Below are 19,711 nucleotides of genomic sequence, written 5' to 3' on the forward strand. Positions count from 1 at the left end.
CCGCGGTCGCTATGTGCGGCGCAGGGCGCGGGTGGCCACCGTCGCGCCCGCGGCCACGGCGCCGAGCGCGACCAGCACGGACCGGCGGTGCCGGGACAGCCAGGCCTGCGGGCTCCTGCCGTGGGCGCGGGAGTCGAAGGTCCCGTGCGCCCCGTGGTCGCGGTACTCGTCGGCGGGCGCCCACAGGTTCGCCACGCCCGTCGGCGGTCTGTCGGCGGTGAGCTGCGACTGCTGACCGGTTCTGGCCAGGTAGCGGTCGAGCAGCCCGGGTGCGACGCGCTCGCCGACCAGCGTGAGAGCGGTCGACGCGCCCACCCAGTACTCCCTGCGCTCGGGATGGTCGGCGGCGTGGACCAGCGCCCGCGCCGCCACCTCGGGCTGGAAGATCGGCGGCACCGGCTGCGGATGCCGGCGCAGGCGCGACAGCACCCAGTCGAACTGCGGGGTGTTCACGGCGGGCAGCTGGACCATGGTGACCCGCACCCCGCTGCCCTCGGCCATCAGCTCCGTCCGCACCGACTCGGTGAAGCCCTTGATCGCGTGCTTGGCGCCGCAGTAGGCCGACTGCAGCGGGATCCCCCGGTAGGACAATGCCGAGCCGGCCTGCACGATCACCCCGCTGTCGCGGGGCCGCATCAGCTCCAGCGCCACCTTGGTGCCCCACACGTAACCGAGGTAGGTCACCGCGGTGGCCCGCTCGAACTCCTCGGGACTCACCTCGGTGAAGGGGGCGAACACCGCCGAGAAGGCCACGTTCATCCACACGTCGATGGGGCCGAGATCCTCCTCGGCGCGTCGCGCGGCCTGCCGTACCTCCTCGTAGGAGGAGACGTCGGCCGGGTAGACGACGCCGGAGCCGCCCGCGGAGCCGACGTCGACGGCCGCGGCCCCCAGGCCCGCCGTCCCGCGCGCGATCAGCGCCACCGTGTCGCCGCGCGCGCCGAGCTCGCGCACCACCGCTCTGCCGACACCACCACTGGCACCCGTCACCACCACCACACGGGAAGGGCGCATCAGCCCGCCTCTCCCGCTCCTCGCTCTCTCTGCCGGCGTACGGCGAGCACGATGTCGGCGATCGTGGCCAGGGCCAGCACGCCTGCCACGACGGCGAGCCAGCCGATCCCCGCGATGACGCTGATCGCGCCGATCGCCAGAAGGAAGATCAGAATGAACGACCCCACCCTGATGTGGACGACATCACGCGGCGTCGAAGGAACCATGGGCTTGCCGGACGCGGACCGCTGCTCCGGACGGTAGTCATCTTCACGCATACCCACCCCCCTGCCCGGGCCGTTTGCCGCATAACGCGCAGGGTAGCCAGGTCACGTGCACCCCAGTGACCAGAACGAACCGGGCATCAGGCGCAGGCGCAGGGGGCGGGGATTCAGCTACACCTACCCCGACGGCCGTCCCGTGCGCGACGCCGCCACGCTCGACCGGATCAGGGCACTGGCCGTACCGCCCGCCTGGAAGGACGTGTGGATCTGCTGCTCGCCCGACGGGCACCTGCAGGCCGCGGGCACCGACGCGGCGGGGCGGCGGCAGTACCGCTACCACGAGGAGTGGCGGGCCCAGCAGGACAGGCTCAAGTTCGACCGGGTGCTCGAGATGGCCGAGCGGCTGCCCGCCTTCCGGAAGAAGGTCCAGGAGCAGCTGGAGACCAGGGGGCTGACCAGGGAGCGGGTGCTGGCCACCGCGGCGCGCCTGCTCGACGTCGGATACTTCAGGGTGGGCGGCGAGGAGTACGAGTCGTACGGCCTGGCGACGCTCAGGATGGAACACGTGACCTGCGCGAACGGCTCGGTCCTGTTCTGCTATCCCGCCAAGGGCGACGTCCCGCGCGAGGTGGAGGTCACCGACCGTTCCGCGTGCAGGGTCGTCAGGGCGCTGAAGGCGCTCGGTCACGAGGGCGAGCTGCTGCGTTACAAGGGCGCCGACGGCTGGACGGACGTGCGCAGCGACGAGATCAACACCTACGTGCGGGAGACGCTCGGCTGCGAGGCCACCGCGAAGGACTTCCGCACCTGGCAGGGCACCGTCCTGGCGGCGGTGGGCCTGGCGACGACGCCGGACGTCCCGGAGGTCATGCGCCGGGTGGCCGACTACCTCGGCAACACCCCCGCGGTGGCGCGGGCCTCCTACGTCGACCCCCGCGTGATCGAGGCGTTCGAGCGGGGCAGGACCGTCGGCACCGGCGGCGACGTGGAACGCGCGGTCATCGACCTGATCAGAGCTGTTTGACCGGTAACCGCACGGGCATCGGGGTGATCTGACGAAGGAGGAAGCGATGGAGGCTCCGCAGTACGTCGCGGCGCGCGTCCAGCGGGCGCTGGCCGAGGACGACAGGTCCCACGAGCTCGGCATCCGCGTCGACGTGCGCGGTGACCAGTTGTTCCTGCGCGGCCGGGTCACCGGCGAGGAGCACAGGCGCCAGATGGAGCAGGTGGCGAAGGAGGCCGCCCCGGGGCTGCACGTGCACAACGAGCTGCAGGTCGTGCAGGTCCGTGAGCCGGGGGAGGATGAGCATCTTGACTGAGCTGCGTATCGCCGCCGTCGGCGACGTGCATCTGGGCGAGGACGTGCGCGGCAGGTACCGCGAGCGGCTGGAGGGCATCGAGCAGCGGGCCGACGTGCTGATGCTCGCCGGTGACCTCACCAGGCACGGGACCCTGGACGAGGGCAGGCTGGTCGCCCAGGAGTTCCGCGACCTGCCGGTTCCGGTCGTCGCCGTCCTGGGCAACCACGACTACCACTCCGACCTGCAGTACGAGATCGCCGGAGAGCTGCGCGACCACGGCATCGTCGTGCTCGACGACGACTCGGCCGTCCTCACCCTGCACGGCAGGCGGCTCGGCGTCGTCGGGGGCAAGGGCTTCGGCGGCGGGTTCGCCGGCAAGTGCGCGAGCGACTTCGGCGAGCGGGAGATCAAGGACTTCGTCCGGCACACCCGCGGCATCGCCGACAGCTGGCAGTCCGAGCTGAAGGGGCTCGACACCGATCTCAAGGTCGTGCTGTCGCACTACTCCCCGGTCAAGGAGACGCTGGAGGGGGAGCCGCTGGAGATCTACCCCTTCCTCGGCAGCTACCTGCTGGCCGAGGCGGTCGACATCGCGGGCGCCGACCTCATCCTCCATGGTCACGCGCACAAGGGGGCGGAGAAGGGCATGACGCCGGGCGGCATCAGGGTCCGCAACGTCGCGCTGCCCGTGCTGGGCAGGGCCTACGGGGTTTACTGTCTTAGTGAGTCCGACTCATGTTAGGTCTTGACCGAGCGGTAGCTTGGTGTTGATGTCGGTGCATGGTCGTACGCCGTGTCCTGGCTTCACTCGCCCTGCTGTGCGTGGTCGCGATGGCCGCGCCCACTCAGCCCTCCGCTCCCGTCCGCGGGTTCGTCGACGGGCACAGTCACCTGATGTCCTACGAGGCGTTCGGCGGCAAGCTGCTGTGCGGCAAGCCGTTCGACCCCGCGGGCGTCGCCCGTGCCCTGCTCGACTGCCTCGACCACTACCCCAACGGCGAAGCCGCCTGGTTCGAGAACTTCACCAGGACGGGCTCGCCGACCGGCACCCATGACCCCACCGGCTGGCCGACCTTCAAGGACTGGCCGGCCAACGACTCACTCACCCACCAGCAGGCCTACTACGAATGGATCGAGCGCGCCTGGCGCGGCGGCCTGCGCGTCATGGTCAACGATCTCGTCGCCAACCGGCAGCTGTGCGAGATCTACCCGCTGAAGACCAACCCGTGCGACGAGATGTGGGCGATCAGGCGCGAGGCCCAGCGCACGTTCGAGCTGCAGGACCACATCGACACGCTGGCGGGCGGCCCGGGACGCGGCTGGTTCCGGGTGGTCAGGAGCCCCGCCGAGGCGCGCGAGGTCATCACGGCCGGCAAGCTGGCCGTGGTGCTCGGCATCGAGACCTCCGAGCCGTTCGGCTGCCGCACCACGCTCGGCGTCCCGCACTGCACCAAGGCGCAGATCGACCGCGGGCTCGACGAGATGTACGCGCTGGGCGTGCGCAGCATGTTCGTCTGCCACAAGTACGACAACGCGCTGTGCGGCGTGCGCTTCGACTCCGGCACCCAGGGCGCGATCGTCAACCTGGGCAACCTGCTGTCGTCGGGGAGCTTCTGGAAGGTCGAGAAGTGCACCGGGCCCGAGCACGACAACCCGATCTCGCCCGCCGTCCTGCCTCCTGACCTGGCGCGCTGGCTGCCACCGGGCATCGGCCTGCCGGTCTACCCGCCCGCCCCGCACTGCAACCCCAAGGGGCTGACCGCGCTCGGCCGCCACATGGTCGAGGGCATGATGCGGCGCGGCATGATGATCGAGATCGACCACATGAGCGTCAAGGCCGCCGACCAGACGCTCGACCTGCTCGAAGCCGCCCGCTATCCCGGCGTCATCTCCTCCCACAGCTGGGCCGACCCGGCCTACCTGCCGCGCATCTACCGTCTGGGCGGCATGGTCACCCAGTACGGCCACGCCGCCGAGGAGTTCGCCGCGGAGTGGCGGCGCACCCAGCCGCTGCGCCAGGAGATCGGCCGCCCCGGCTACGGCTACGGCCTGGACGCCAACGGGCTCGGCCCGCTTCCCGCGCCACGGGCGGGAAGCACCGTGACCTATCCGTTCACCACCGCCGACGGCTCCCTCACGCTGGACCGGCCGCGCACCGGCGAGCGGGTGTGGGACTACAACGTGGACGGCGTCGCCCACTACGGCCTGGTTCCCGACTGGATCGAGGACCTGAGACAGCTGGGCGGCCAGCCGCTCGTGGACGACCTCGCCTCCGGTGCCGAGGCCTATCTGCGCACGTGGGAGGCGACCACGGCACCACCGGCGCGCTGAGGCGCGTTCCTGACGGCGCCCCCAGCCCGCTGACGGTCGAAGAACGGGTCGTCCAACCCCCCGGACAGGTCATGGCCGCGGAGCCGGTCGGCTCCGCGGCCGTCTCGTCCCTGACGCGCGCCGGCGACGGTCGGCGCCCTGGCCCGGACGGCCTCAGCCGGCCGTCACGGTCCGGGAACCGGCCCCGTCAGGGGCTATCACAGGCGTCGCCTCGGGGCGGCATGGACCGGAGTCCCGCCCCGAGGGTCAGACGTTGAAGATGCTCACACCACCGGGGCCGACCAGGAATCCGAGGACGATGAGGACGATCCCCCAGAGGATGTCGCGACGGGCCAGGATCACGTAGATCCCGGCGATGACGAGGATGACTGCGATGATCCAAAGCAATGTAGCCATGGCATCCAAGCTGCCCCTGAGGAAGGCCGTCTAACGTCGAACGGCCCGGGAAGGGGCTCGGTTATGACGACCCCCGGGTGCGGTAGAGGTCCAGCAGCGGCTGCAGCAGCCAGAACCATCCGCCGGCCACCGCCACCGCACCGCCGAACAGCGCGGCCTGCCAGCTGTCGATCACGGTTTCGGTCACCAGCGCGACCGCGCTCGACATGGCGACCAGCAGGAGGATCGCGCCCGCCACGCCCAGCCCGTTGGCGCGTTGCAGCATCCGCTCCTTCAACCCGGTCCTGAAGATCAACCGGTGCTGGGCGGCGGGCGTGATGAAGCAGACCGAGGCGAACGCCGACGCGATCAGCGACACGAAGAACAACCACCTGCCCACGGCGTCGACCTTGGGGAAGCCGGCCTGGAACGGCAGCGTCAGCAGGAACGCGAAGAGCACCTGCACGCCCGTGACCGCCACCCGCAGACCCTGTAACAGTTCGGCGAGCTCCCGGTCCACCCGTTCCTTGTGGCTCTCACCGGGCTCCGGACGTTCCCGCCTCACTCGGCCTCCTTCATGAGCTTCACGTAACCGAACTGCAGCCAGTCGGAGACGGCCACCGCCGTCATGGTCGCGCCGACCAGCCTGGTCAGCCGGGGAGCGAGCACGAGCCCGGCGGCGTAGCCCGTCGCCACCCACTGCGCCAGGCAGAACGGGCAGGCCATCAGCTCGCCGATCGCGTCGCGCGGCTCCTCCTTGAGCTCGGCCGGGCCGCTGACACCCTGGAACGTGGTGAACGGCGCGCGCAACGGGCTCGTCACGGGATCCTTGGCCAGCGTGCGCGACAGGCGGTGGGTGCACACCCCCATCAGGAAGAGATCGAGCAGACCGAGCCGGTCGGGCGGGCGCTTGCCGTTCAGCCCGGCCAGCGCGGCCGCGGCGGCCACGGCTGTGCCGTACGCCGCCATGATCTTGACGTAGCCGCTCAGCGGGCGGCCGTACCCCTCGGAGATCTCGGTCATGGGGGCCCGCTACCCCTTGCCGCCAGGTCTAGTCGCCGATCGATCGGGTAGTGCCGTGCCATGGGCAGCCACAGTCACGAGGTCACCGACGCGATCCTGGAAACCCTGAAACGCGCCAGCTCCGGCCTCAAGGACGCGGGCGTCAGATACGCGCTCGCCGGAGGTTGCGCCGCCTACGCGCGAGGGGCGGCGCCGTCCCTGCACGACGTGGACTTCGTGATCCTGGAGAAGGACGCGCCCGCGGCGCTGGACGCCCTGACGCGCGCCGGGTTCGACACGGTGCGGCCGCCCGAGGACTGGCTGGTCAAGGCGTACGACGAGGGACGGCTGGTGGACCTGATCTTCAGGGTGGCCTACCGGCCGGTCACCGAGGGGCTGCTGGAACGGGCCGAGCCGCTGGTGGCGGCGGCGGTGATCGTGCCGGTCCTGGAGGCGACGGATCTGGTGATCTCCTGGCTGCTGCCGCTGTCCGAGCACTCGTGCGACTACGGCGGGCTGCTGCCCCAGGTCAGGGCCATGCGCGAGCAGGTCGACTGGAGCCGTGTGGCGGCGGTGGTCGAGGCGTCGCCCTACGCGTCGACGTTCCTGACGCTGCTGGAGCGGCTGGGGGTGATCGAGAAGCCGGTGGAGAAGGGGATGAGCGTCTCCTGGCCCTGAACCCGCCTCCGGACATGAGAAGGGCCGCGCCCTGGGGCGCGGCCCTTCCTGCCTCCTGGGTCAGAAGGACTGCGGGAAGCGGCCGTAGTAGTCGCCCAGCCGCTGCCGGTACTCCGGCTCCTTGAACGTGCCCTCGTCGAACTCGGGCGCGTCCTTGATCTCTTCCTTCGTCCTGGAGACGTAGACGATGCTCTCCTGCGGGTCGATGCGCGTGATCACCGAAGCCGGCAGCATGACCTTCTTACCGAAGATCCACGGACCGGTGTCGATGACCACGTAGCTCTCGCCCACTTCGTAGGTGGCCTCGTCGACTTTCCCGATCTTCCCGTCCGTCGCGTGGACGTGGTATCCCGCCAGGTCCAGGCTCTGGTTGCGGTCGTAGACGTCAGGACGATAGTTCCAGAGCTCCATCGGTGCTCTCTCCCTCTCTTCTGCTCGTCTTTCTCGGGCCCGCCCCCTCTACCCGCGGAAGTGAGGGTCAATCCCGTCCGGCGCTCAGCCGTGCCGCAGGGCCGAGGTGACCCGCTTCAGCAGGCGGTCGAGCTCGGTGCCGAACGGGTTCTCCTGCACCATGTACGTCCACGTCGCCGACGGGCGCTTCAGGTCGCGCGCCGGGGCCTCGAAGGACTCCAGCGAGCGGCGCTCGACCTCGGCCAGCAACGTCCTGTACTCCGCCACGGCCTCGCGCTGGAACTCGTCCACCGGGCTCATCCGGCCGAGCGCCCGCAGGTGGATGCCCTCGCGCAGGTCGCTCAGGAAGGCCAGGTGCTCGGTCCAGCAGGTGTCGATGGCGTGCAGCACGATCTGCCGGGCGGTCTCGTCGCGGGTCTCCTCGTCGAGGGCGGCCCAGCGCTCCGGATCGGCCTCGGCGAGCGCCTTGGCGGCGGAGTCGCCGTGCAGGACCTTGTCGCGCCACTCCAGGATGAGCTCGCGCTGGTGCTCGAGCAGGCGGGTGTAGCGCCAGGTGTTGCGGTGGATCTCCAGGTTGACGCCTTCGGCGACCCGCTGCGCGTGGCCGACGAGGTAGGCGCCGCGGCGGTGCCGTACCACGCCGTCGGGGTCGGCGGGCGGCGGGCGCTCGCCGGGGACGAACTGGGTGACCAGGTCGTCGGCCATGCTGGCGAAGAAGACCGAGCCGCCGGGGTCGCCCTGGCGTCCCGCGCGGCCGCGCAGCTGGTCGTCGAGCCGGCTGCTGACGTGCTTGCCGGAGCCGATCACGTACAGGCCGCCCAGCTCCGCCACGCCCTCGCCGAGACGGATGTCGGTGCCGCGCCCGGCCATCTGGGTGGAGACGGTGATGGCCTCGCGCTCGCCGGCGCGCGCGATGATCGCCGCCTCCTCCGCGTCGTTCTTGGCGTTGAGGACGACGGGGTCGAGGCCGCGCCGCTGCAGCAGCTTGGCGAGGTGCTCCGACGCGGCCACGTCGAGGGTGCCGATGAGGATCGGCCGGCCCGTGGCGTGCATCGCCTGGATCTCCTCCACCAGCGCCGCGTCCCTGTCGGGCTCGGTCGGGTAGAGGCGGTCGGGCTCGTCCTCCCTGACGCACGGCTTGTTGGGCGGGATGACGGCGACCTTGAGGTCGTAGAACTCGCCGAGCTGCTCGCTGACCGCCACCGCCGTGCCGGTCATGCCGCACACCTGCGGGTAGCGTCTGATCAGCCCCTGCACGGTGAGCTGGTCGAGGATCTCGCCCTTCTCGGTCGGCGAGAGCGCCTCCTTGGCCTCCACCGCCGCCTGCAACCCGTCGGGCCAGCGCTGCAGCAGCGCCACCCGGCCGCGCGAGGGGTTGATGAGCTGGACCTTGCCGTCGCGGACGATGTAGTCGACGTCGCGCGTCAGCAGCGCGTGCGCGTGCAGCGCCAGGTTCAGCTCGATGAGCGTGCCGGGCTCGTGCTCGTCGTAGAGCTCGACGCCGAGGATCGACTCCACGCTGTCGGCGCCCTTGGACGTCAGGAAGACGTTCCTGGCCTGCTCGTCGATCTCGTAGTGGTAGCCCCTGACCAGGGTGCGCACCAGCTCCGCCATCTCCGGTACGGCGTCGCCGGCGTCGGCCGCGCCGGCCAGCACCAGCGGCACCCGCGCCTCGTCCACCAGGACGGAGTCGGCCTCGTCGACCAGCGCCACCTCGGGCGCGGGCATGATGATGTCGGCGGGGTCGGTGCGCATCCGGTCGCGCAGCACGTCGAACCCGATCTCGCTGACCGGGCCGTAGCAGACGTCCTTGGCGTAGGCCTCGCGGCGCTCCTCGTGCGTGGAGTTCTGGTCGATCCAGCCGACCGTGACGCCGAGCGCGTCGTAGAACGGCGCCATCCACTCGGCGTCACGCCGTGCCAGGTAGTCGTTGACCGAGATCACGTGGACCCGCTTGCCCTGCAGCGCGTATCCGGCCGCGGCCATCGCGCCCGACAGCGTCTTGCCCTCGCCGGTGGCCATCTCGGCCACGTGACCGTGGAGCAGCGCCACGGTGCCGAGCAGCTGCACGTCGTACGGCCTGAGCCCCAGCGTCCGGTCGGCCGCCTCGCGCGCCACGGCGCAGAACTCGGCCAGGTTGTCCGTCCTCGGCCGGGGCAGCTCGCCGGGATAGGACAGCTTGCCCGCCGCATCGACGATCTTCCTGTACGGGGACAGGTTCAGGCCACCTGGCCGGTCCAGGATGTTCCTGAAAAACCCGGAAAACGACGCCACGAATCCTCCAACGAGCGCTCGGTCGGCACCGGTTCCCGGACCTGTCCGGTACGGCGGACGCCGCCGTACCGGACACTAGCTCATCCGCGTTCGTGAACGGTCAGTGTGATCACCGCGGCGAGCAGGACGAGGCAGCCCGCCGTGGTGAGCACGGTCAGCCGCTCGCCGAACACCAGCACGCCGAGGGCCGCCGCGCCGACCGCCTCGCCGAGGGAGATCACCGAGACGGTGGTCGCCCTGAGCGCCGACAGGCTCCTGAAGTACAGCCCGTACGCCAGGGCGGTCGGCACCGCGCCGAGGTAGAGGAGCAGGCCGACGGTGGGCAGCGTGACCTGCGGCAGCACCCCGTCGACCAGGGCGAAGGGGGCCAGGCAGAGCGCGCCGACGGCGAACCCGCCGACCGCGGTGCCGTACGGGTCGTCGTGGTGCCGCCGGGAGTGGAGGGTGACCGCGGCGTATCCGGCGGCCGAGAGCAGGGCGAACCCGATCCCGGCCGGCGTCTGCGCCCCCGCCCCGGTCTGGGCGGTCGTGCCGTCCAGCGCCGTCTCGCCGGTCAGCATGACCAGCCCCGCCAGGGCGGCGCCCACGCAGACGGCGCCCACCCGGTCGAGCCGTTCGCCGAGGAACAGCCGCCCGCCGAGCGCGGTGAACAGCGGGGTCGCGCCCATCGTGACGACCGTCGCGACGGCCACGCCCGAGGAGGAGATCGCCGCGAAGTAGGCGGTCTGGTACACCGCCATCCCCGCTCCCACGAGCAGGAGCCTGCCGTGCGGGCGGGGCCGGCGCCGGATGAGGAAGAGCAGGAAGAGCGCGCCGAGCAGGTAGCGCCAGAGCGACACCCCGATCGGCCCCATCCCGGCGGACTGGAAGAGCAGGGAGCCCGCCGCGCCGCCGGTGCCCCAGGCGGCCGCGGCCACGGAGACGTACAGCACGCCGCGCCGTACGGAAACTTGCGTCATTGATTTCTCCGGATGGAGTGGTTGTCGACGTTCGGCCCGTACGCGGGCAGCAACCACCGCCGGATCCCGTGGTTCCCGTAGATCCGGAGAGATCAGGAGAGAGGCCGCCCGCTAGCGCGCGGCGGGCGGAGAGATGATGAAGAACGGCACGGGACTCACCCTACCGCCTGCCCTCCTGGTCGAGCAGCGCGTCGATCATCTCCTGGATCCTGGCGCGCCCGTCCGGGCCGAGGGCGCCGCCGAGGGCGTCGGCGAGCTTGCCGAAGGGGTCGTCCATCGGCACCGCCGGCAGCTTCTCGGCCAGTTCGCCGACGGTCCACCGGCCCTCCTTTCGCACGTGCCCGCCGCGCGACCATCCGTGGTTGACCGCGACCGACCCGCCGCGGACCGAGAGCACCTGACCGGTGAGCGGGCACGCGGCGCTTGCCAGGTAGGCGGCGACGGGCGCGCTGGTGGAGGGGTGCAACGGGTCGAAGCCGTCCGCGGACGGTTCCTCGCGCATGCCGGGGACGTCGAGGGTGAGCCGGGTGCGGGCCATGGAGGGGGACAGGCAGTTGACTCGCACGCCGTACCGGCCGAGTTCGAGCGCTCCCACGATGGTCAGCGCCGCGACGCCCGCGTTGCCGGCCGCGTAGGAGGCCTGGGTGGGCAGCGGGTTGAGCAGGCCGGAGCCCGAGGAGGTGTTGACGACGGCCCGGTCGACGCGGACCCCGGCCTCGAATCGTTCGCGCCAGTACCGGGCCGCCCACCGCGTGACCGCGAACGTGCCCTTCAGCTTCACGGCGACGACGTCGTCGAACTCCTCCTCCGTCAGGTCGGCGAGCGCCCGGTTGCGCTCGATGGTCGCGTTGTTGACGACGACGTGGAGGTCGCCGAAGACCTGCAGGGCCGTGTCCACCATGCGCCGCGCGCCGTCCCAGTCGGCGACGCTGTCGGTGCTGGCCACGGCCTGCCCGCCGCGGGCGACGATCTCCTCGACCACCGCGGCCGCCACGCCGGAGTCGCCACCGGAGCCGTCGATGGCCACGCCGGGGTCGTTGACCACGACCTTGGCGCCCTCGGCGGCGAAGTGCAGCGCCTCCTCTCGCCCGATGCCCCGCCCGGCGCCGGTGATGAGCACGACGCGTCCGTCCAGGTGTCCCATGGGTGACCTCCAGCTCGCTACATTCGATGCATCAATACATAGCATGAAGCAATGCATGGAATGCAATAGGATGGCGCCATGAAGGAGAGCCTCGGGTTGCGGGAGCGCAAGAAGCTGCGCACGCGGCAGGCCCTGATCGACGCGGCGGTCCACCTGTTCGAGGACAAGGGCTACGAGGACGTCACCGTGGCCGAGATCGCCGAGGCGGCCGAGGTGTCCACGCGCACCTTCTTCCTCCACTTCCAGGCGAAGGAGGACGTGCTCTTCGCCGACGCCGACGTGCGGATCGACCTCGCCCTGCGGGTGATCGCCGAGCGCGATCCAGCCGAGGGGTATCCCGACGTCCTCCTGCGGGCGACGGAGCGGATGATCGCCAACAGCTGGGACGGTGATCTGGCCAGCGGGCTCGCGGCGCTACGGGTCCGCCTGGCCGCCTCGTCTCCGGTGCTGCAGGCGCGCGTGCTCCAGCGATACCTCGCCGCGCAGGACGAGGTGGCCGGGGCGCTGCACGAGGCCTACCCGGACCAGCTTGACCCGATCGGTGCCGCCGCGCTGGTGGGTGGCGTGATCGGTGCGGTGAGCGCCGCGACGCTGGCCGCTCTGGCGCGTGGCGACTCTCCCGAAGGGGTACGGCGTGCGATGCGGCAGGCCGTGGACCTGGTCATGTGCTGCCGCCGGCAGCACATGAGCGGCCCTCGGGACGAATCCTCGTGTACCTGACACGAGCTGACAGGTATGACGTGAAGACTGAGCGCATGACAACGAAGGCAAACCTCATCGCGTTCACCATCGACTGCGATGACCCCGTCCGCATGGCCGAGTTCTGGAGCCAGGTCACCGGTCTCGGCATCCAGGTCGCCGAACCCGAGTACTCCGCCGTGAGCGACGGCGCCACGACCATCTACTTCGGCCGCATCCCGGGATACCGGGCCCCCGCATGGCCCAGCGACGACAAGCAGTTCCACCTCGACTTCAGGGTTCCGGACGTGGCCAAGGCGGTCGAGGAGTACGAGGCCATGGGCGCCACCAGGCCCGACTTCCAACCCGGTGACGGATGGGTCGTCATGCAGGACCCCGAGGGGCATCTGTTCTGTGTATGTCCGGAGAGGTCCTCCTAAAGTCTGATTCAAGGGCCGCGGCGGGCACCCTAAGCTGGAGGAATGCTCGTGAACATGCCCCTGCGTGGGCGCCCATGACCTGGGTCGGCCTGATCATCGCCCTCGCTGGGGCACTGGGATACGCGATCGGCGCGGCGCTGCAGCAGTTCGAGGCCGTCGCCGCCGGCGCCTCGCTCAAGCTGGTCAAGCGGCCCCGCTGGTGGATCGGCGGCGTCATCGGCTTCACCGGCGCCAGCCTGCACGCCGTGGCGCTGAGCTTCGCGCCGCTGGTGGTCGTGCAGCCGGTGTCCGTGGCGACACTCGTGTTCGCCGTGCCGCTGGCCGCCTACCTGTACGGCCGCAAGCCGTACCGGGCCGAGATCCTCGGATCCATCGCCGTCGCGGTCGGCCTGCTCTGGCTGACGCTGCTGGTCCCGCACACCAACGTGACCCCCGAACTGTCCACCCCCGCCGCGCTGGGCTTCCTCGCGGTGATCGGGCTGATCGTACTGGTCTCGAACGCGGCCGCGGCCAGATCGCAGGGCGCCACCAAGGCGCTGCTGCTGTCGGTCGGGGCGGGGGTGGTGACCGCCAGCGTGTCGACGTTCGTGCGGGTGGTCGGCGCCGGTCTGCACGGCGACCTCTCCCGGCTCCTCCACTGGTTCACGCTGGTCATCCCGGTGATGCTGGTCTTCGCGGTGGTGCTGCTCCAGCGCTCCTACGCGGTCGGCTACTTCGGCGTCGCCTACGCGGGCGTGCAGGTCATCGACCCGGTCACCTCGGTGCTCGCGGGGGCGATCCTGCTCGGCGAGCCGCTGCCCACCTCGCCGTCGACGGCCGTGCCCGCGCTGCTGGCCGCGGCGCTGACCATCGCAGGGACGATCACGCTGGGACGGCTGGCCCCCGACCACTCCCGGCCGAGTCCTGAGGTGTCCATCCCAGTACCTCATCCATCGACCGCAGCATCAGATCGGAGCTGAACCTGGCCGCCAGCGACATGCCCGTGTCGCGCAGCCGTACGGCGAGCGGGTGGCGGAGCTTGGTCATGCGGCAGAGCTTCATCGACCGGGCCACCACCATCGAGGTGCGCTCCAGCCTGGCCGCGGTGTAGGCGGCGAGGTCGCCGGTGTTGGCCGCCAGGACGACCGCGTCCTCGATCGCCTGGCAGGCGCCCTGGCCGAGGTTCGGCGTCATGGGATGCGCGGCGTCGCCGACGAGCGCCACCCGGCCGCGGTGCATGGCGGGCAGCGGGGTGTCGAGGAAGCAGACGTCGTTGCGGATCACCTTCTCCGGGGCGACGGACTCCAGCAGCGCGGGCACCGGCTCGTGCCAGCTCCCGAACCTGCGCAGCAGTTCCGCGCGCTCGTCCCCATGGACGGCTCCCGCTGGCGACAGGTCGGTGGCGTAGAGGTAGACCAGGTCCCCGGCCAGCGGGAGGACACCCACGATCTGGCCCCTTCCCCACGTCTCGGCGCTCTGGACGGTGCCGCCCGGATGGGGCATCAGGGCCCGCCAGGCGGTCACGCCCGAGTAGACGGGGGCGGGGTGGCCGGGGAAGAGCGTGGTGCGCGTGGCCGAGTGGATGCCGTCCGCCCCGATCACCAGGTCGGCCTCGAACGCGATGCCGTCCGTGCCCGTGGCCCCGGAGGCGGGGCCGGCCGGGGTGCTTTCGGCGCGGACCTCGCCGGTGCCGGCGTCGACGGCGGTGACGGCCGTGCCGAGCCGTAGATCCTTCACCCGGTCGGCGAGCAGGTCCATGAGCGTGGCCCGCAGCATGACGACCACCGAGTCGCCGTACCTGGCGGTGGCCCGTTCCTCGGTGGTGTGGGCCAGCCAGCGGCCGCTCGGCGTCCTGATGCCGCCCTTGCCCTGGATCCGTGACAGCCGGCGGACCTCGTCGCCGAGACCGATGGTGTCGAGTGCCTTGAGGGCGTTGGCCGCGATCGCCAGCCCTGAGCCCACCGGTTCGAGCGCCTTCGCGCGTTCCAGGACGGTGACGTCCCATCCGCGTTGCTCCAGCGCGATGGCCGCGGCCAGGCCGCCGATCCCCGCGCCGATCACGACTGCCTTCGACATGTCCACTCCTCACTACGGCTGTAGTTCGGACGGTACTACAGCCGTAGTTTCAACTACAAGTGTAGTCTCGGTCACATGAGACGTTCGGAGGCCGTCGCGGAGGCGGCGATCACCCTGCTCGCCGAGCGCGGCATGCGCGGGCTGACCCACCGCGCGGTGGACGAGTTCGCCGGCCTTCCTCCGGGGTCGACCTCCAACCTGGCGCGGACCAGGGCGGCGCTGCTGGAGCTGACGTTGCAACGCCTGACCGAGCTGGAGTCGACGGCGATGTCCCCGGCGGCCGCCCTGCCGGTGGAGTGGCCGGGTGAAGGTCGGCTCACCGAGTCCGCGGCGGAGGAGCCGCTGGATCGCGACGATCTGGCGGGCGTGATCGCCGAGGTGCTCTGGGGCCTGTTCGCCGACCGCCGCAGGACCCTCGCCCGCTACGAGCTGGCCCTGGAGGCGACCCGCCGTCCCGAGCTACGGGAGATCTACGACAGGGCGGGCGCCCGCTTCCGGGCCCCCGCCGTCGCCCTGCTGGCCGCGGCGGGATCGCCGGATCCGGAACGGCACGGGCGGCAACTGGTCGCCTACGGCGAGGGCGTCATGTTCGACGCCATCGCGGGGGCCGGTACGACGCCGACGCCGGAGGACCTGCGGGCGGGGATCGGCGAGTTCCTGTCCGGCATGCTGTCCTGAGCGCTCGCCCTGACCCCGGCGGCGGCACGGAGGGTGACCGGGGTGACCGCGGTCGGTGTCACCCGGGTCGGGGTGGCCGGGGTGACCGGCGCGCTCAGGCGGAGGAGGACACGAGGCGGGCCCGGTGCTCGGGCCACTCCTCGGGCAGGATGCCGAACACCACGGCGTCCCGCCACGTCCCGTCCGGCCGCTGCCTGTTCCGCCGCAGTGTCCCTTCGTGCACCCCGCCGATCCGCCTGATCGCCGCCTGCGACCTGAGGTTCAGGTGGTCGGTCTTCAGCTGCACCCTGTTGTGGCCGAGCACGTCGAAGGCGTGGTCGATCAGCAGCACCTTGCAGCTGGTGTTCACCGCCGTGCGCCAGACCGTCCGGCCGTACCAGGTCCAGCCGATCTCGATGCTCTGGTCGAAGCCGGGCACGTCGATGTAGGTCGTCCAGCCGACGGCCTTGCCGGTGTGCCGGGGGATGACCGCGTGCGCCGCGTACTTGTCGCTGCCGATGATCTCGGCGGCGATCGCGGCGAGCTCGTCCGGCGTGCGCGGCGTCGGGACGGACAGCCAGCGCCACACCTCGTCGTCACCGCCGCCCGCCTCGAACAGGTCGGGTATGTGGCCGAGGGTGAGCGGCTCGAGCCGTACGACGGAGTTCTCGTGGACGATGGCGGTCGGCATCTTGACGGTCATGCGGCACACCGTACAGAGCGGCGCCCACCTGCGGTCATGGCCACCCGGCCGGTTTTCCTCGCGACCACTTGTCGACACCCATACCGGCCGGTCGGTAGGGTCAGGTCATGGACTTCGCCTTCGACACCGTCACCGAGGACCTGCGCGAGCGGCTGCTGCGCTTCATGGACGAGTTCGTCTATCCGGCCGAGGAGGCCTTCGAGGAGCAGGCGGCGGCCGGCGGCTGGAGCAGCCCGCCGCTGATGTCCGATCTGAAGGAGGAGGCCCGCAGGCGAGGGCTGTGGAACCTCTTCCTGCCCGGCGAGCACGGTGCCGGCCTCACCAACCTGCAGTACGCGCCGCTGGCCGAGATCATGGGCCGCAGCCCACGCATCGCGCCGACCGCGACCAACTGCGCCGCGCCCGACACGGGGAACATGGAAGTGCTGTCGATGTTCGGCAGCGAGTGGCAGCGCAAGGAGTGGCTGCAGCCGCTGCTCGACGGCGAGATCCGCTCGGCGTTCGCGATGACCGAGCCCGAGGTCGCCTCCTCCGACGCGACCAACATCGCCACCCGGATCGTCAAGGACGGCGCGGAGTACGTCATCAACGGCCGCAAGTGGTTCATCTCCGGCGCGATGAACCCGGACTGCAAGATCTTCATCGTCATGGGCAAGACCGACCCCGACGCGCCCAAGCACCGCCGGCAGAGCATGGTGCTCGTTCCCCGCGACACCCCCGGCCTGCGCATCGAGCGCGGCATGCACGTCTTCGGCTACAGCGACGCCGACCACGGCGGCCACGCCGAGGTGGTCTTCGAGGACGTGCGCGTGCCTGCCGGGAACCTGATCGGCGAGGAGGGCGGCGGCTTCGCGATCGCGCAGGCCAGGCTCGGCCCCGGCCGTATCCACCACTGCATGCGCATGATCGGCATGGCCGAGCGGGCGATCGAGCTGATGTGCAGGCGCTCGCTGAGCCGTACGGCCTTCGGCAGGACCATCGCCGAGCAGGGGGTGGTCCAGGACTGGATCGCCGAGTCCAGGGTGCGCGTCGAGCAGCTCAGGCTGCTGGTGCTGAAGACCGCCTGGCTGATGGACACCGTCGGCAACAAGGGCGCCCACACCGAGATCCAGGCGATCAAGATCGCCACTCCTCGTGACGTGGAGTGGATCCTCGACAAGGCCATCCAGGTGCACGGCGCCGGCGGGGTCAGCCAGGACTTCCCGCTGGCCGGGCTCTGGGCGGGCGTGCGCTCGCTGCGCTTCGCCGACGGGCCCGACGAGGTGCACAAGCGTTCGCTCGCCCACAGGGAGCTGAAGAAGTGGATGTAGTCGACAGGTTCCTCGCGAACGCTCCCTCCGACCGCCTGGAGTTCCTGCGCGCCAGATTCGACGCGGGGCTGGCGTGGGTGCACTTCCCCGTCGGGCTGGGCGGGCTCGGCGCGCCCCGCGAGACGCAGCAGGAGGTCGAACGCGCGCTCGCGCACACCCCGCAGCTCGACACCGGCGTGCAGGCGATCGGCCTGGGCATGGCCGCGCCCACCATCCTCGCCTTCGGCACCGAGGAGCAGAAGAAGCGCTTCCTGCGCCCGTTGTGGACGGGCGAGGAGATCTGGTGCCAGCTGTTCAGCGAGCCCGGCGCGGGCTCGGACCTGGCCACGCTCGCGACGCGAGCCGTCAAGGACGGCGACGAATGGGTCGTCGACGGTCAGAAGGTGTGGACCTCGGGCGCCCACCACGCCCGCTGGGCCATCCTCGTCGCCAGGACCGACCCCGACCTGCCCAAGCACCGCGGCCTGACGTACTTCATCTGCGACATGCGCGCCCCCGGCGTCGAGGTGCGCCCGCTGCGGCAGATCACCGGAGAGGCCGAGTTCAACGAGGTCTTCCTCACCGGGGTGCGGCTCTCCGACGACCTGCGCCTCGGCGAGGTCGGCGACGGCTGGCGGGTCGCCCAGACCACGCTCATGAACGAGCGCGTGGCCATCGGCGGCGGACCCGTCCGCCAGGGCGGCGGCATGATCGGGCTGGTCGCCGACGCCTGGCGCGAACACCCCGTGCTGCGCACCCACGACCTGCACCAGCGCCTGCTCGCGCTGTGGGTGGAGGCCGAGGTCACCCGCCTGTCAGGGGTACGGCTGCGCGAGCAGCTCGCCGCGGGACAGCCCGGCCCGGAGGGCTCGGGCATGAAACTGTCGTTCGCCAGGCTCAACCAGGCGCTGACCGGATTCGAGGTGGAGTTCCACCGCGACCTCGGCTACGACGACTGGGCCTTCCGCCGCTCCGACTCGGTCGACTTCCTCGGCCGCGGCCCCGGCTACCGCTACCTGCGGGCCAAGGGCAACTCGATCGAGGGCGGCACCTCGGAGATCCTGCGCAACATCATCGCCGAGCGCGTGCTCGGCCTGCCCTCCGAACCCCGCGCCGACAAGGACGTGCCCTGGAAGGACCTGCCGCGATGACGCTGCTCTACACCGACGTCGAGGACGAGCTGCGGGCCACCGTCCGCGCCGTGCTCGCCGACCGCTGCCCGCCGTCCGCGGCGCCGGCCAGGGTGGAGGGCGAGCCCTGCGACCTCGGGCTGTGGAAGACGCTGGCGCGAGACATCGGCGTGGCCGGGCTGCTGATCCCCGAGCAGTACGGCGGAGCGGGCGCCTCCGCGAGGGAGGCCGCGGTCGTGCTGGAGGAACTGGGCAGGGCGGTGGCGCCGGTCCCGTTCTTCACCAGCGCGGTGCTGGCCACCCACGCCCTCCTCCAGGTGGGCGCCGCCGGCCCGCTGGGCGCGATGGCGGAGGGCGAGAGCACCGCGGCCCTCGCCGTGCCGTTCGCGGCCACGCCGTACCGGGAGGTCCCCTCCGGGGTCACCCTGAGCGGCGGGAGGCTGAGCGGGCAGGTCCGCGGCGTGGCAGGCGCCGACGTGGCCGACGTGTTGCTGGTGCCGGCCGGCGGCGTCCTGCACGCGGTCCGCGCGGCCGGCGCCCGCGTCGAGGTGGTGCCGTCGCTCGACCTGACCAGGCCGCTCTCGAACGTCACCCTGGACGGCGCCGCGGCCGAACCGCTGGGCGCGTTGGACCTGGCGGAGACGCTGCGCTTCGGGGCGGGGCTGCTGGCCTCCGAGCAGCTCGGCGTGGCCGAGTGGTGCCTGGAGACGACGCTCGCCTACGTCAAGGAGCGCTACCAGTTCGCCAGGCCCGTCGGGTCCTTCCAGGCGATCAAGCACCGGCTCGCCGACCTGTGGCTGGACGTCGTCAGGGCCAGGGCCGCGGCCCGCGCGGCCACCGCCGCCGACCCGGTGTCGGCCGCGGTCGCGCAGGCCTGGAACGCGGGCGTGGCGGTGCACGCGGCGGAGGAGGCGGTGCAACTGCACGGCGGCATCGGGATGACCTGGGAGCATCCCATCCACCTGTACCTCAAGCGCGCCAAGTCCACCGAGATCGCGCTCGGCACGCCGGGTGACCACAGGGACGCGCTGGCCGGGCTCGCAGATCTGCCGGCTCCCGCCTGATCG

The 19,711-nt window shown here is 71.3% G+C and carries 23 protein-coding genes; 12 read left to right on the top strand and 11 right to left on the bottom strand.

The genetic code is table 11. The annotated features are described in order from the left end of the window. Positions 1-9 precede the first annotated feature (9 nt). Positions 10-1,014 carry an SDR family oxidoreductase gene (locus ACWEVS_RS41450; RefSeq protein ID WP_449917517.1) on the bottom strand — a complete coding sequence of 335 codons (1,005 nt, stop codon included), beginning with the start codon at positions 1,012-1,014 and terminating at the stop codon, positions 10-12. Further along, positions 1,014-1,271 (bottom strand): hypothetical protein, encoded by a 258-nt coding sequence (locus ACWEVS_RS41455; RefSeq protein WP_449917514.1) that lies wholly within the window; start codon positions 1,269-1,271, stop codon positions 1,014-1,016. Before ACWEVS_RS41455 ends, ACWEVS_RS41450 begins: the two co-directional genes overlap by 1 nt. A gap of 55 nt (positions 1,272-1,326) precedes the next feature. Between ACWEVS_RS41455 and ACWEVS_RS41460 the strand changes: the two genes are divergently transcribed. The 4 genes from ACWEVS_RS41460 to ACWEVS_RS41475 are packed head-to-tail and all read left to right on the top strand — an operon-like array spanning position 1,327 to position 4,849. Next, positions 1,327-2,241 carry a DNA topoisomerase IB gene (locus tag ACWEVS_RS41460; RefSeq protein ID WP_452556332.1) on the top strand — a complete coding sequence of 305 codons (915 nt, stop codon included), beginning with the start codon at positions 1,327-1,329 and terminating at the stop codon, positions 2,239-2,241. 46 nt (positions 2,242-2,287) lie between these two features. Next, positions 2,288-2,536: a BON domain-containing protein gene (locus tag ACWEVS_RS41465; RefSeq protein WP_354913760.1), complete on the top strand. Its 249-nt coding sequence runs from the start codon at positions 2,288-2,290 to the stop codon at positions 2,534-2,536. Then, complete coding sequence (locus tag ACWEVS_RS41470; RefSeq protein WP_452412549.1) at positions 2,520-3,260, top strand: metallophosphoesterase family protein; 741 nt, start codon at positions 2,520-2,522, stop codon at positions 3,258-3,260. Before ACWEVS_RS41465 ends, ACWEVS_RS41470 begins: the two co-directional genes overlap by 17 nt. Positions 3,261-3,298: 38 nt before the next feature. Then, the gene (locus tag ACWEVS_RS41475; protein ID WP_452556334.1) at positions 3,299-4,849 is read left to right on the top strand and encodes a membrane dipeptidase; all 1,551 of its coding nucleotides are present in this window, start codon (positions 3,299-3,301) and stop codon (positions 4,847-4,849) included. 246 nt (positions 4,850-5,095) lie between these two features. On the opposite strand, the gene ACWEVS_RS41480 is transcribed toward ACWEVS_RS41475, so the two are convergent. From ACWEVS_RS41480 to ACWEVS_RS41490, 3 genes are all read right to left on the bottom strand, one after another. Then, on the bottom strand, positions 5,096-5,245 hold the full coding sequence (locus ACWEVS_RS41480) for a GPGG-motif small membrane protein (protein WP_164903902.1): 150 nt from the start codon (positions 5,243-5,245) through the stop codon (positions 5,096-5,098). 61 nt (positions 5,246-5,306) lie between these two features. Further along, positions 5,307-5,789, bottom strand: a complete 483-nt coding sequence (locus ACWEVS_RS41485) for a DUF6328 family protein (protein WP_449917500.1) — start codon at positions 5,787-5,789, stop codon at positions 5,307-5,309. Further along, entirely contained in the window at positions 5,786-6,247 is a 462-nt protein-coding gene (locus tag ACWEVS_RS41490; RefSeq protein WP_452556336.1) for a DUF1360 domain-containing protein, read from the bottom strand. Before ACWEVS_RS41490 ends, ACWEVS_RS41485 begins: the two co-directional genes overlap by 4 nt. Positions 6,248-6,307: 60 nt before the next feature. Here ACWEVS_RS41490 and ACWEVS_RS41495 point away from each other — a divergent pair, with 60 nt between their 5' ends. Then, positions 6,308-6,904, top strand: a complete 597-nt coding sequence (locus tag ACWEVS_RS41495) for a nucleotidyltransferase family protein (RefSeq protein ID WP_354913751.1) — start codon at positions 6,308-6,310, stop codon at positions 6,902-6,904. 60 nt (positions 6,905-6,964) lie between these two features. On the opposite strand, the gene ACWEVS_RS41500 is transcribed toward ACWEVS_RS41495, so the two are convergent. The 4 genes from ACWEVS_RS41500 to ACWEVS_RS41515 all read right to left on the bottom strand — a co-directional run bounded on the left by ACWEVS_RS41500 (position 6,965) and on the right by ACWEVS_RS41515 (position 11,692). Beyond that, positions 6,965-7,315 carry a PRC-barrel domain containing protein gene (locus ACWEVS_RS41500; RefSeq protein WP_354913749.1) on the bottom strand — a complete coding sequence of 117 codons (351 nt, stop codon included), beginning with the start codon at positions 7,313-7,315 and terminating at the stop codon, positions 6,965-6,967. 84 nt (positions 7,316-7,399) lie between these two features. Further along, positions 7,400-9,589, bottom strand: coding sequence for an accessory Sec system translocase SecA2 (secA2, locus tag ACWEVS_RS41505; protein ID WP_452556338.1), 2,190 nt, complete (start codon positions 9,587-9,589; stop codon positions 7,400-7,402). Between the two features lie 80 nt (positions 9,590-9,669). Beyond that, positions 9,670-10,548, bottom strand: a complete 879-nt coding sequence (locus ACWEVS_RS41510) for a DMT family transporter (protein WP_354913745.1) — start codon at positions 10,546-10,548, stop codon at positions 9,670-9,672. Positions 10,549-10,708: 160 nt separating this feature from the next. Beyond that, a complete protein-coding gene (locus tag ACWEVS_RS41515; RefSeq protein WP_452556341.1) occupies positions 10,709-11,692 on the bottom strand; it encodes an SDR family NAD(P)-dependent oxidoreductase in 984 nt (327 codons plus the stop codon). Positions 11,693-11,770: 78 nt separating this feature from the next. Between ACWEVS_RS41515 and ACWEVS_RS41520 the strand changes: the two genes are divergently transcribed. The 3 genes from ACWEVS_RS41520 to ACWEVS_RS41530 all read left to right on the top strand — a co-directional run bounded on the left by ACWEVS_RS41520 (position 11,771) and on the right by ACWEVS_RS41530 (position 13,769). Then, positions 11,771-12,412 carry a TetR/AcrR family transcriptional regulator gene (locus ACWEVS_RS41520; RefSeq protein WP_452556343.1) on the top strand — a complete coding sequence of 214 codons (642 nt, stop codon included), beginning with the start codon at positions 11,771-11,773 and terminating at the stop codon, positions 12,410-12,412. 35 nt (positions 12,413-12,447) lie between these two features. Continuing rightward, positions 12,448-12,810 (top strand): VOC family protein, encoded by a 363-nt coding sequence (locus tag ACWEVS_RS41525; RefSeq protein ID WP_452556345.1) that lies wholly within the window; start codon positions 12,448-12,450, stop codon positions 12,808-12,810. 74 nt (positions 12,811-12,884) lie between these two features. Continuing rightward, entirely contained in the window at positions 12,885-13,769 is an 885-nt protein-coding gene (locus ACWEVS_RS41530; RefSeq protein WP_452412554.1) for a hypothetical protein, read from the top strand. On the opposite strand, the gene ACWEVS_RS41535 is transcribed toward ACWEVS_RS41530, so the two are convergent. After that, the gene (locus tag ACWEVS_RS41535) at positions 13,672-14,865 is read right to left on the bottom strand and encodes an FAD-dependent monooxygenase (RefSeq protein ID WP_452556347.1); all 1,194 of its coding nucleotides are present in this window, start codon (positions 14,863-14,865) and stop codon (positions 13,672-13,674) included. The genes ACWEVS_RS41530 and ACWEVS_RS41535 overlap by 98 nt on opposite strands. Positions 14,866-14,940: 75 nt before the next feature. Between ACWEVS_RS41535 and ACWEVS_RS41540 the strand changes: the two genes are divergently transcribed. Next, positions 14,941-15,543: a TetR/AcrR family transcriptional regulator gene (locus ACWEVS_RS41540; protein ID WP_452412556.1), complete on the top strand. Its 603-nt coding sequence runs from the start codon at positions 14,941-14,943 to the stop codon at positions 15,541-15,543. A 94-nt stretch (positions 15,544-15,637) separates the two neighbouring features. Here the strand turns inward: ACWEVS_RS41540 and ACWEVS_RS41545 are convergent, their stop codons facing one another. Beyond that, complete coding sequence (locus tag ACWEVS_RS41545; RefSeq protein ID WP_449917477.1) at positions 15,638-16,225, bottom strand: GNAT family N-acetyltransferase; 588 nt, start codon at positions 16,223-16,225, stop codon at positions 15,638-15,640. A gap of 107 nt (positions 16,226-16,332) precedes the next feature. Between ACWEVS_RS41545 and ACWEVS_RS41550 the strand changes: the two genes are divergently transcribed. Genes ACWEVS_RS41550 through ACWEVS_RS41560 form a run of 3 tightly spaced genes read left to right on the top strand, consistent with a single transcriptional unit; the run spans position 16,333 to position 19,708 of the window. Beyond that, complete coding sequence (locus tag ACWEVS_RS41550) at positions 16,333-17,535, top strand: acyl-CoA dehydrogenase family protein (RefSeq protein WP_452556349.1); 1,203 nt, start codon at positions 16,333-16,335, stop codon at positions 17,533-17,535. Next, positions 17,526-18,665 (top strand): acyl-CoA dehydrogenase family protein, encoded by a 1,140-nt coding sequence (locus ACWEVS_RS41555; protein WP_452556351.1) that lies wholly within the window; start codon positions 17,526-17,528, stop codon positions 18,663-18,665. The genes ACWEVS_RS41550 and ACWEVS_RS41555 overlap by 10 nt, the downstream gene beginning before the upstream one ends. Further along, the gene (locus ACWEVS_RS41560) at positions 18,662-19,708 is read left to right on the top strand and encodes an acyl-CoA dehydrogenase family protein (protein ID WP_452556353.1); all 1,047 of its coding nucleotides are present in this window, start codon (positions 18,662-18,664) and stop codon (positions 19,706-19,708) included. The genes ACWEVS_RS41555 and ACWEVS_RS41560 overlap by 4 nt, the downstream gene beginning before the upstream one ends. Positions 19,709-19,711: the final 3 nt, after the last annotated feature.

The sequence above is a fragment of the Nonomuraea sp. NPDC003754 genome (assembly GCF_053605785.1).

Excerpts from the sequence above, each read along its gene's own strand:
- ACWEVS_RS41490 (WP_452556336.1), bottom strand. The coding sequence starts at position 6,247 with ATGACCGAGATCTCCGAGGGGTACGGCCGCCCGCTGAGCGGCTACGTC.
- ACWEVS_RS41520 (WP_452556343.1), top strand. The coding sequence starts at position 11,771 with ATGAAGGAGAGCCTCGGGTTGCGGGAGCGCAAGAAGCTGCGCACGCGG.
- ACWEVS_RS41470 (WP_452412549.1), top strand. The coding sequence starts at position 2,520 with ATGAGCATCTTGACTGAGCTGCGTATCGCCGCCGTCGGCGACGTGCAT.
- ACWEVS_RS41530 (WP_452412554.1), top strand. The coding sequence starts at position 12,885 with ATGACCTGGGTCGGCCTGATCATCGCCCTCGCTGGGGCACTGGGATAC.
- ACWEVS_RS41540 (WP_452412556.1), top strand. The coding sequence starts at position 14,941 with ATGAGACGTTCGGAGGCCGTCGCGGAGGCGGCGATCACCCTGCTCGCC.
- ACWEVS_RS41450 (WP_449917517.1), bottom strand. The coding sequence starts at position 1,014 with ATGCGCCCTTCCCGTGTGGTGGTGGTGACGGGTGCCAGTGGTGGTGTC.
- ACWEVS_RS41455 (WP_449917514.1), bottom strand. The coding sequence starts at position 1,271 with ATGCGTGAAGATGACTACCGTCCGGAGCAGCGGTCCGCGTCCGGCAAG.
- ACWEVS_RS41550 (WP_452556349.1), top strand. The coding sequence starts at position 16,333 with ATGGACTTCGCCTTCGACACCGTCACCGAGGACCTGCGCGAGCGGCTG.
- ACWEVS_RS41535 (WP_452556347.1), bottom strand. The coding sequence starts at position 14,865 with ATGTCGAAGGCAGTCGTGATCGGCGCGGGGATCGGCGGCCTGGCCGCG.
- ACWEVS_RS41515 (WP_452556341.1), bottom strand. The coding sequence starts at position 11,692 with ATGGGACACCTGGACGGACGCGTCGTGCTCATCACCGGCGCCGGGCGG.
- ACWEVS_RS41480 (WP_164903902.1), bottom strand. The coding sequence starts at position 5,245 with ATGGCTACATTGCTTTGGATCATCGCAGTCATCCTCGTCATCGCCGGG.
- ACWEVS_RS41545 (WP_449917477.1), bottom strand. The coding sequence starts at position 16,225 with ATGACCGTCAAGATGCCGACCGCCATCGTCCACGAGAACTCCGTCGTA.
- ACWEVS_RS41525 (WP_452556345.1), top strand. The coding sequence starts at position 12,448 with ATGACAACGAAGGCAAACCTCATCGCGTTCACCATCGACTGCGATGAC.
- ACWEVS_RS41475 (WP_452556334.1), top strand. The coding sequence starts at position 3,299 with ATGGTCGTACGCCGTGTCCTGGCTTCACTCGCCCTGCTGTGCGTGGTC.
- ACWEVS_RS41560 (WP_452556353.1), top strand. The coding sequence starts at position 18,662 with ATGACGCTGCTCTACACCGACGTCGAGGACGAGCTGCGGGCCACCGTC.
- ACWEVS_RS41465 (WP_354913760.1), top strand. The coding sequence starts at position 2,288 with ATGGAGGCTCCGCAGTACGTCGCGGCGCGCGTCCAGCGGGCGCTGGCC.
- ACWEVS_RS41495 (WP_354913751.1), top strand. The coding sequence starts at position 6,308 with ATGGGCAGCCACAGTCACGAGGTCACCGACGCGATCCTGGAAACCCTG.
- ACWEVS_RS41500 (WP_354913749.1), bottom strand. The coding sequence starts at position 7,315 with ATGGAGCTCTGGAACTATCGTCCTGACGTCTACGACCGCAACCAGAGC.
- ACWEVS_RS41510 (WP_354913745.1), bottom strand. The coding sequence starts at position 10,548 with ATGACGCAAGTTTCCGTACGGCGCGGCGTGCTGTACGTCTCCGTGGCC.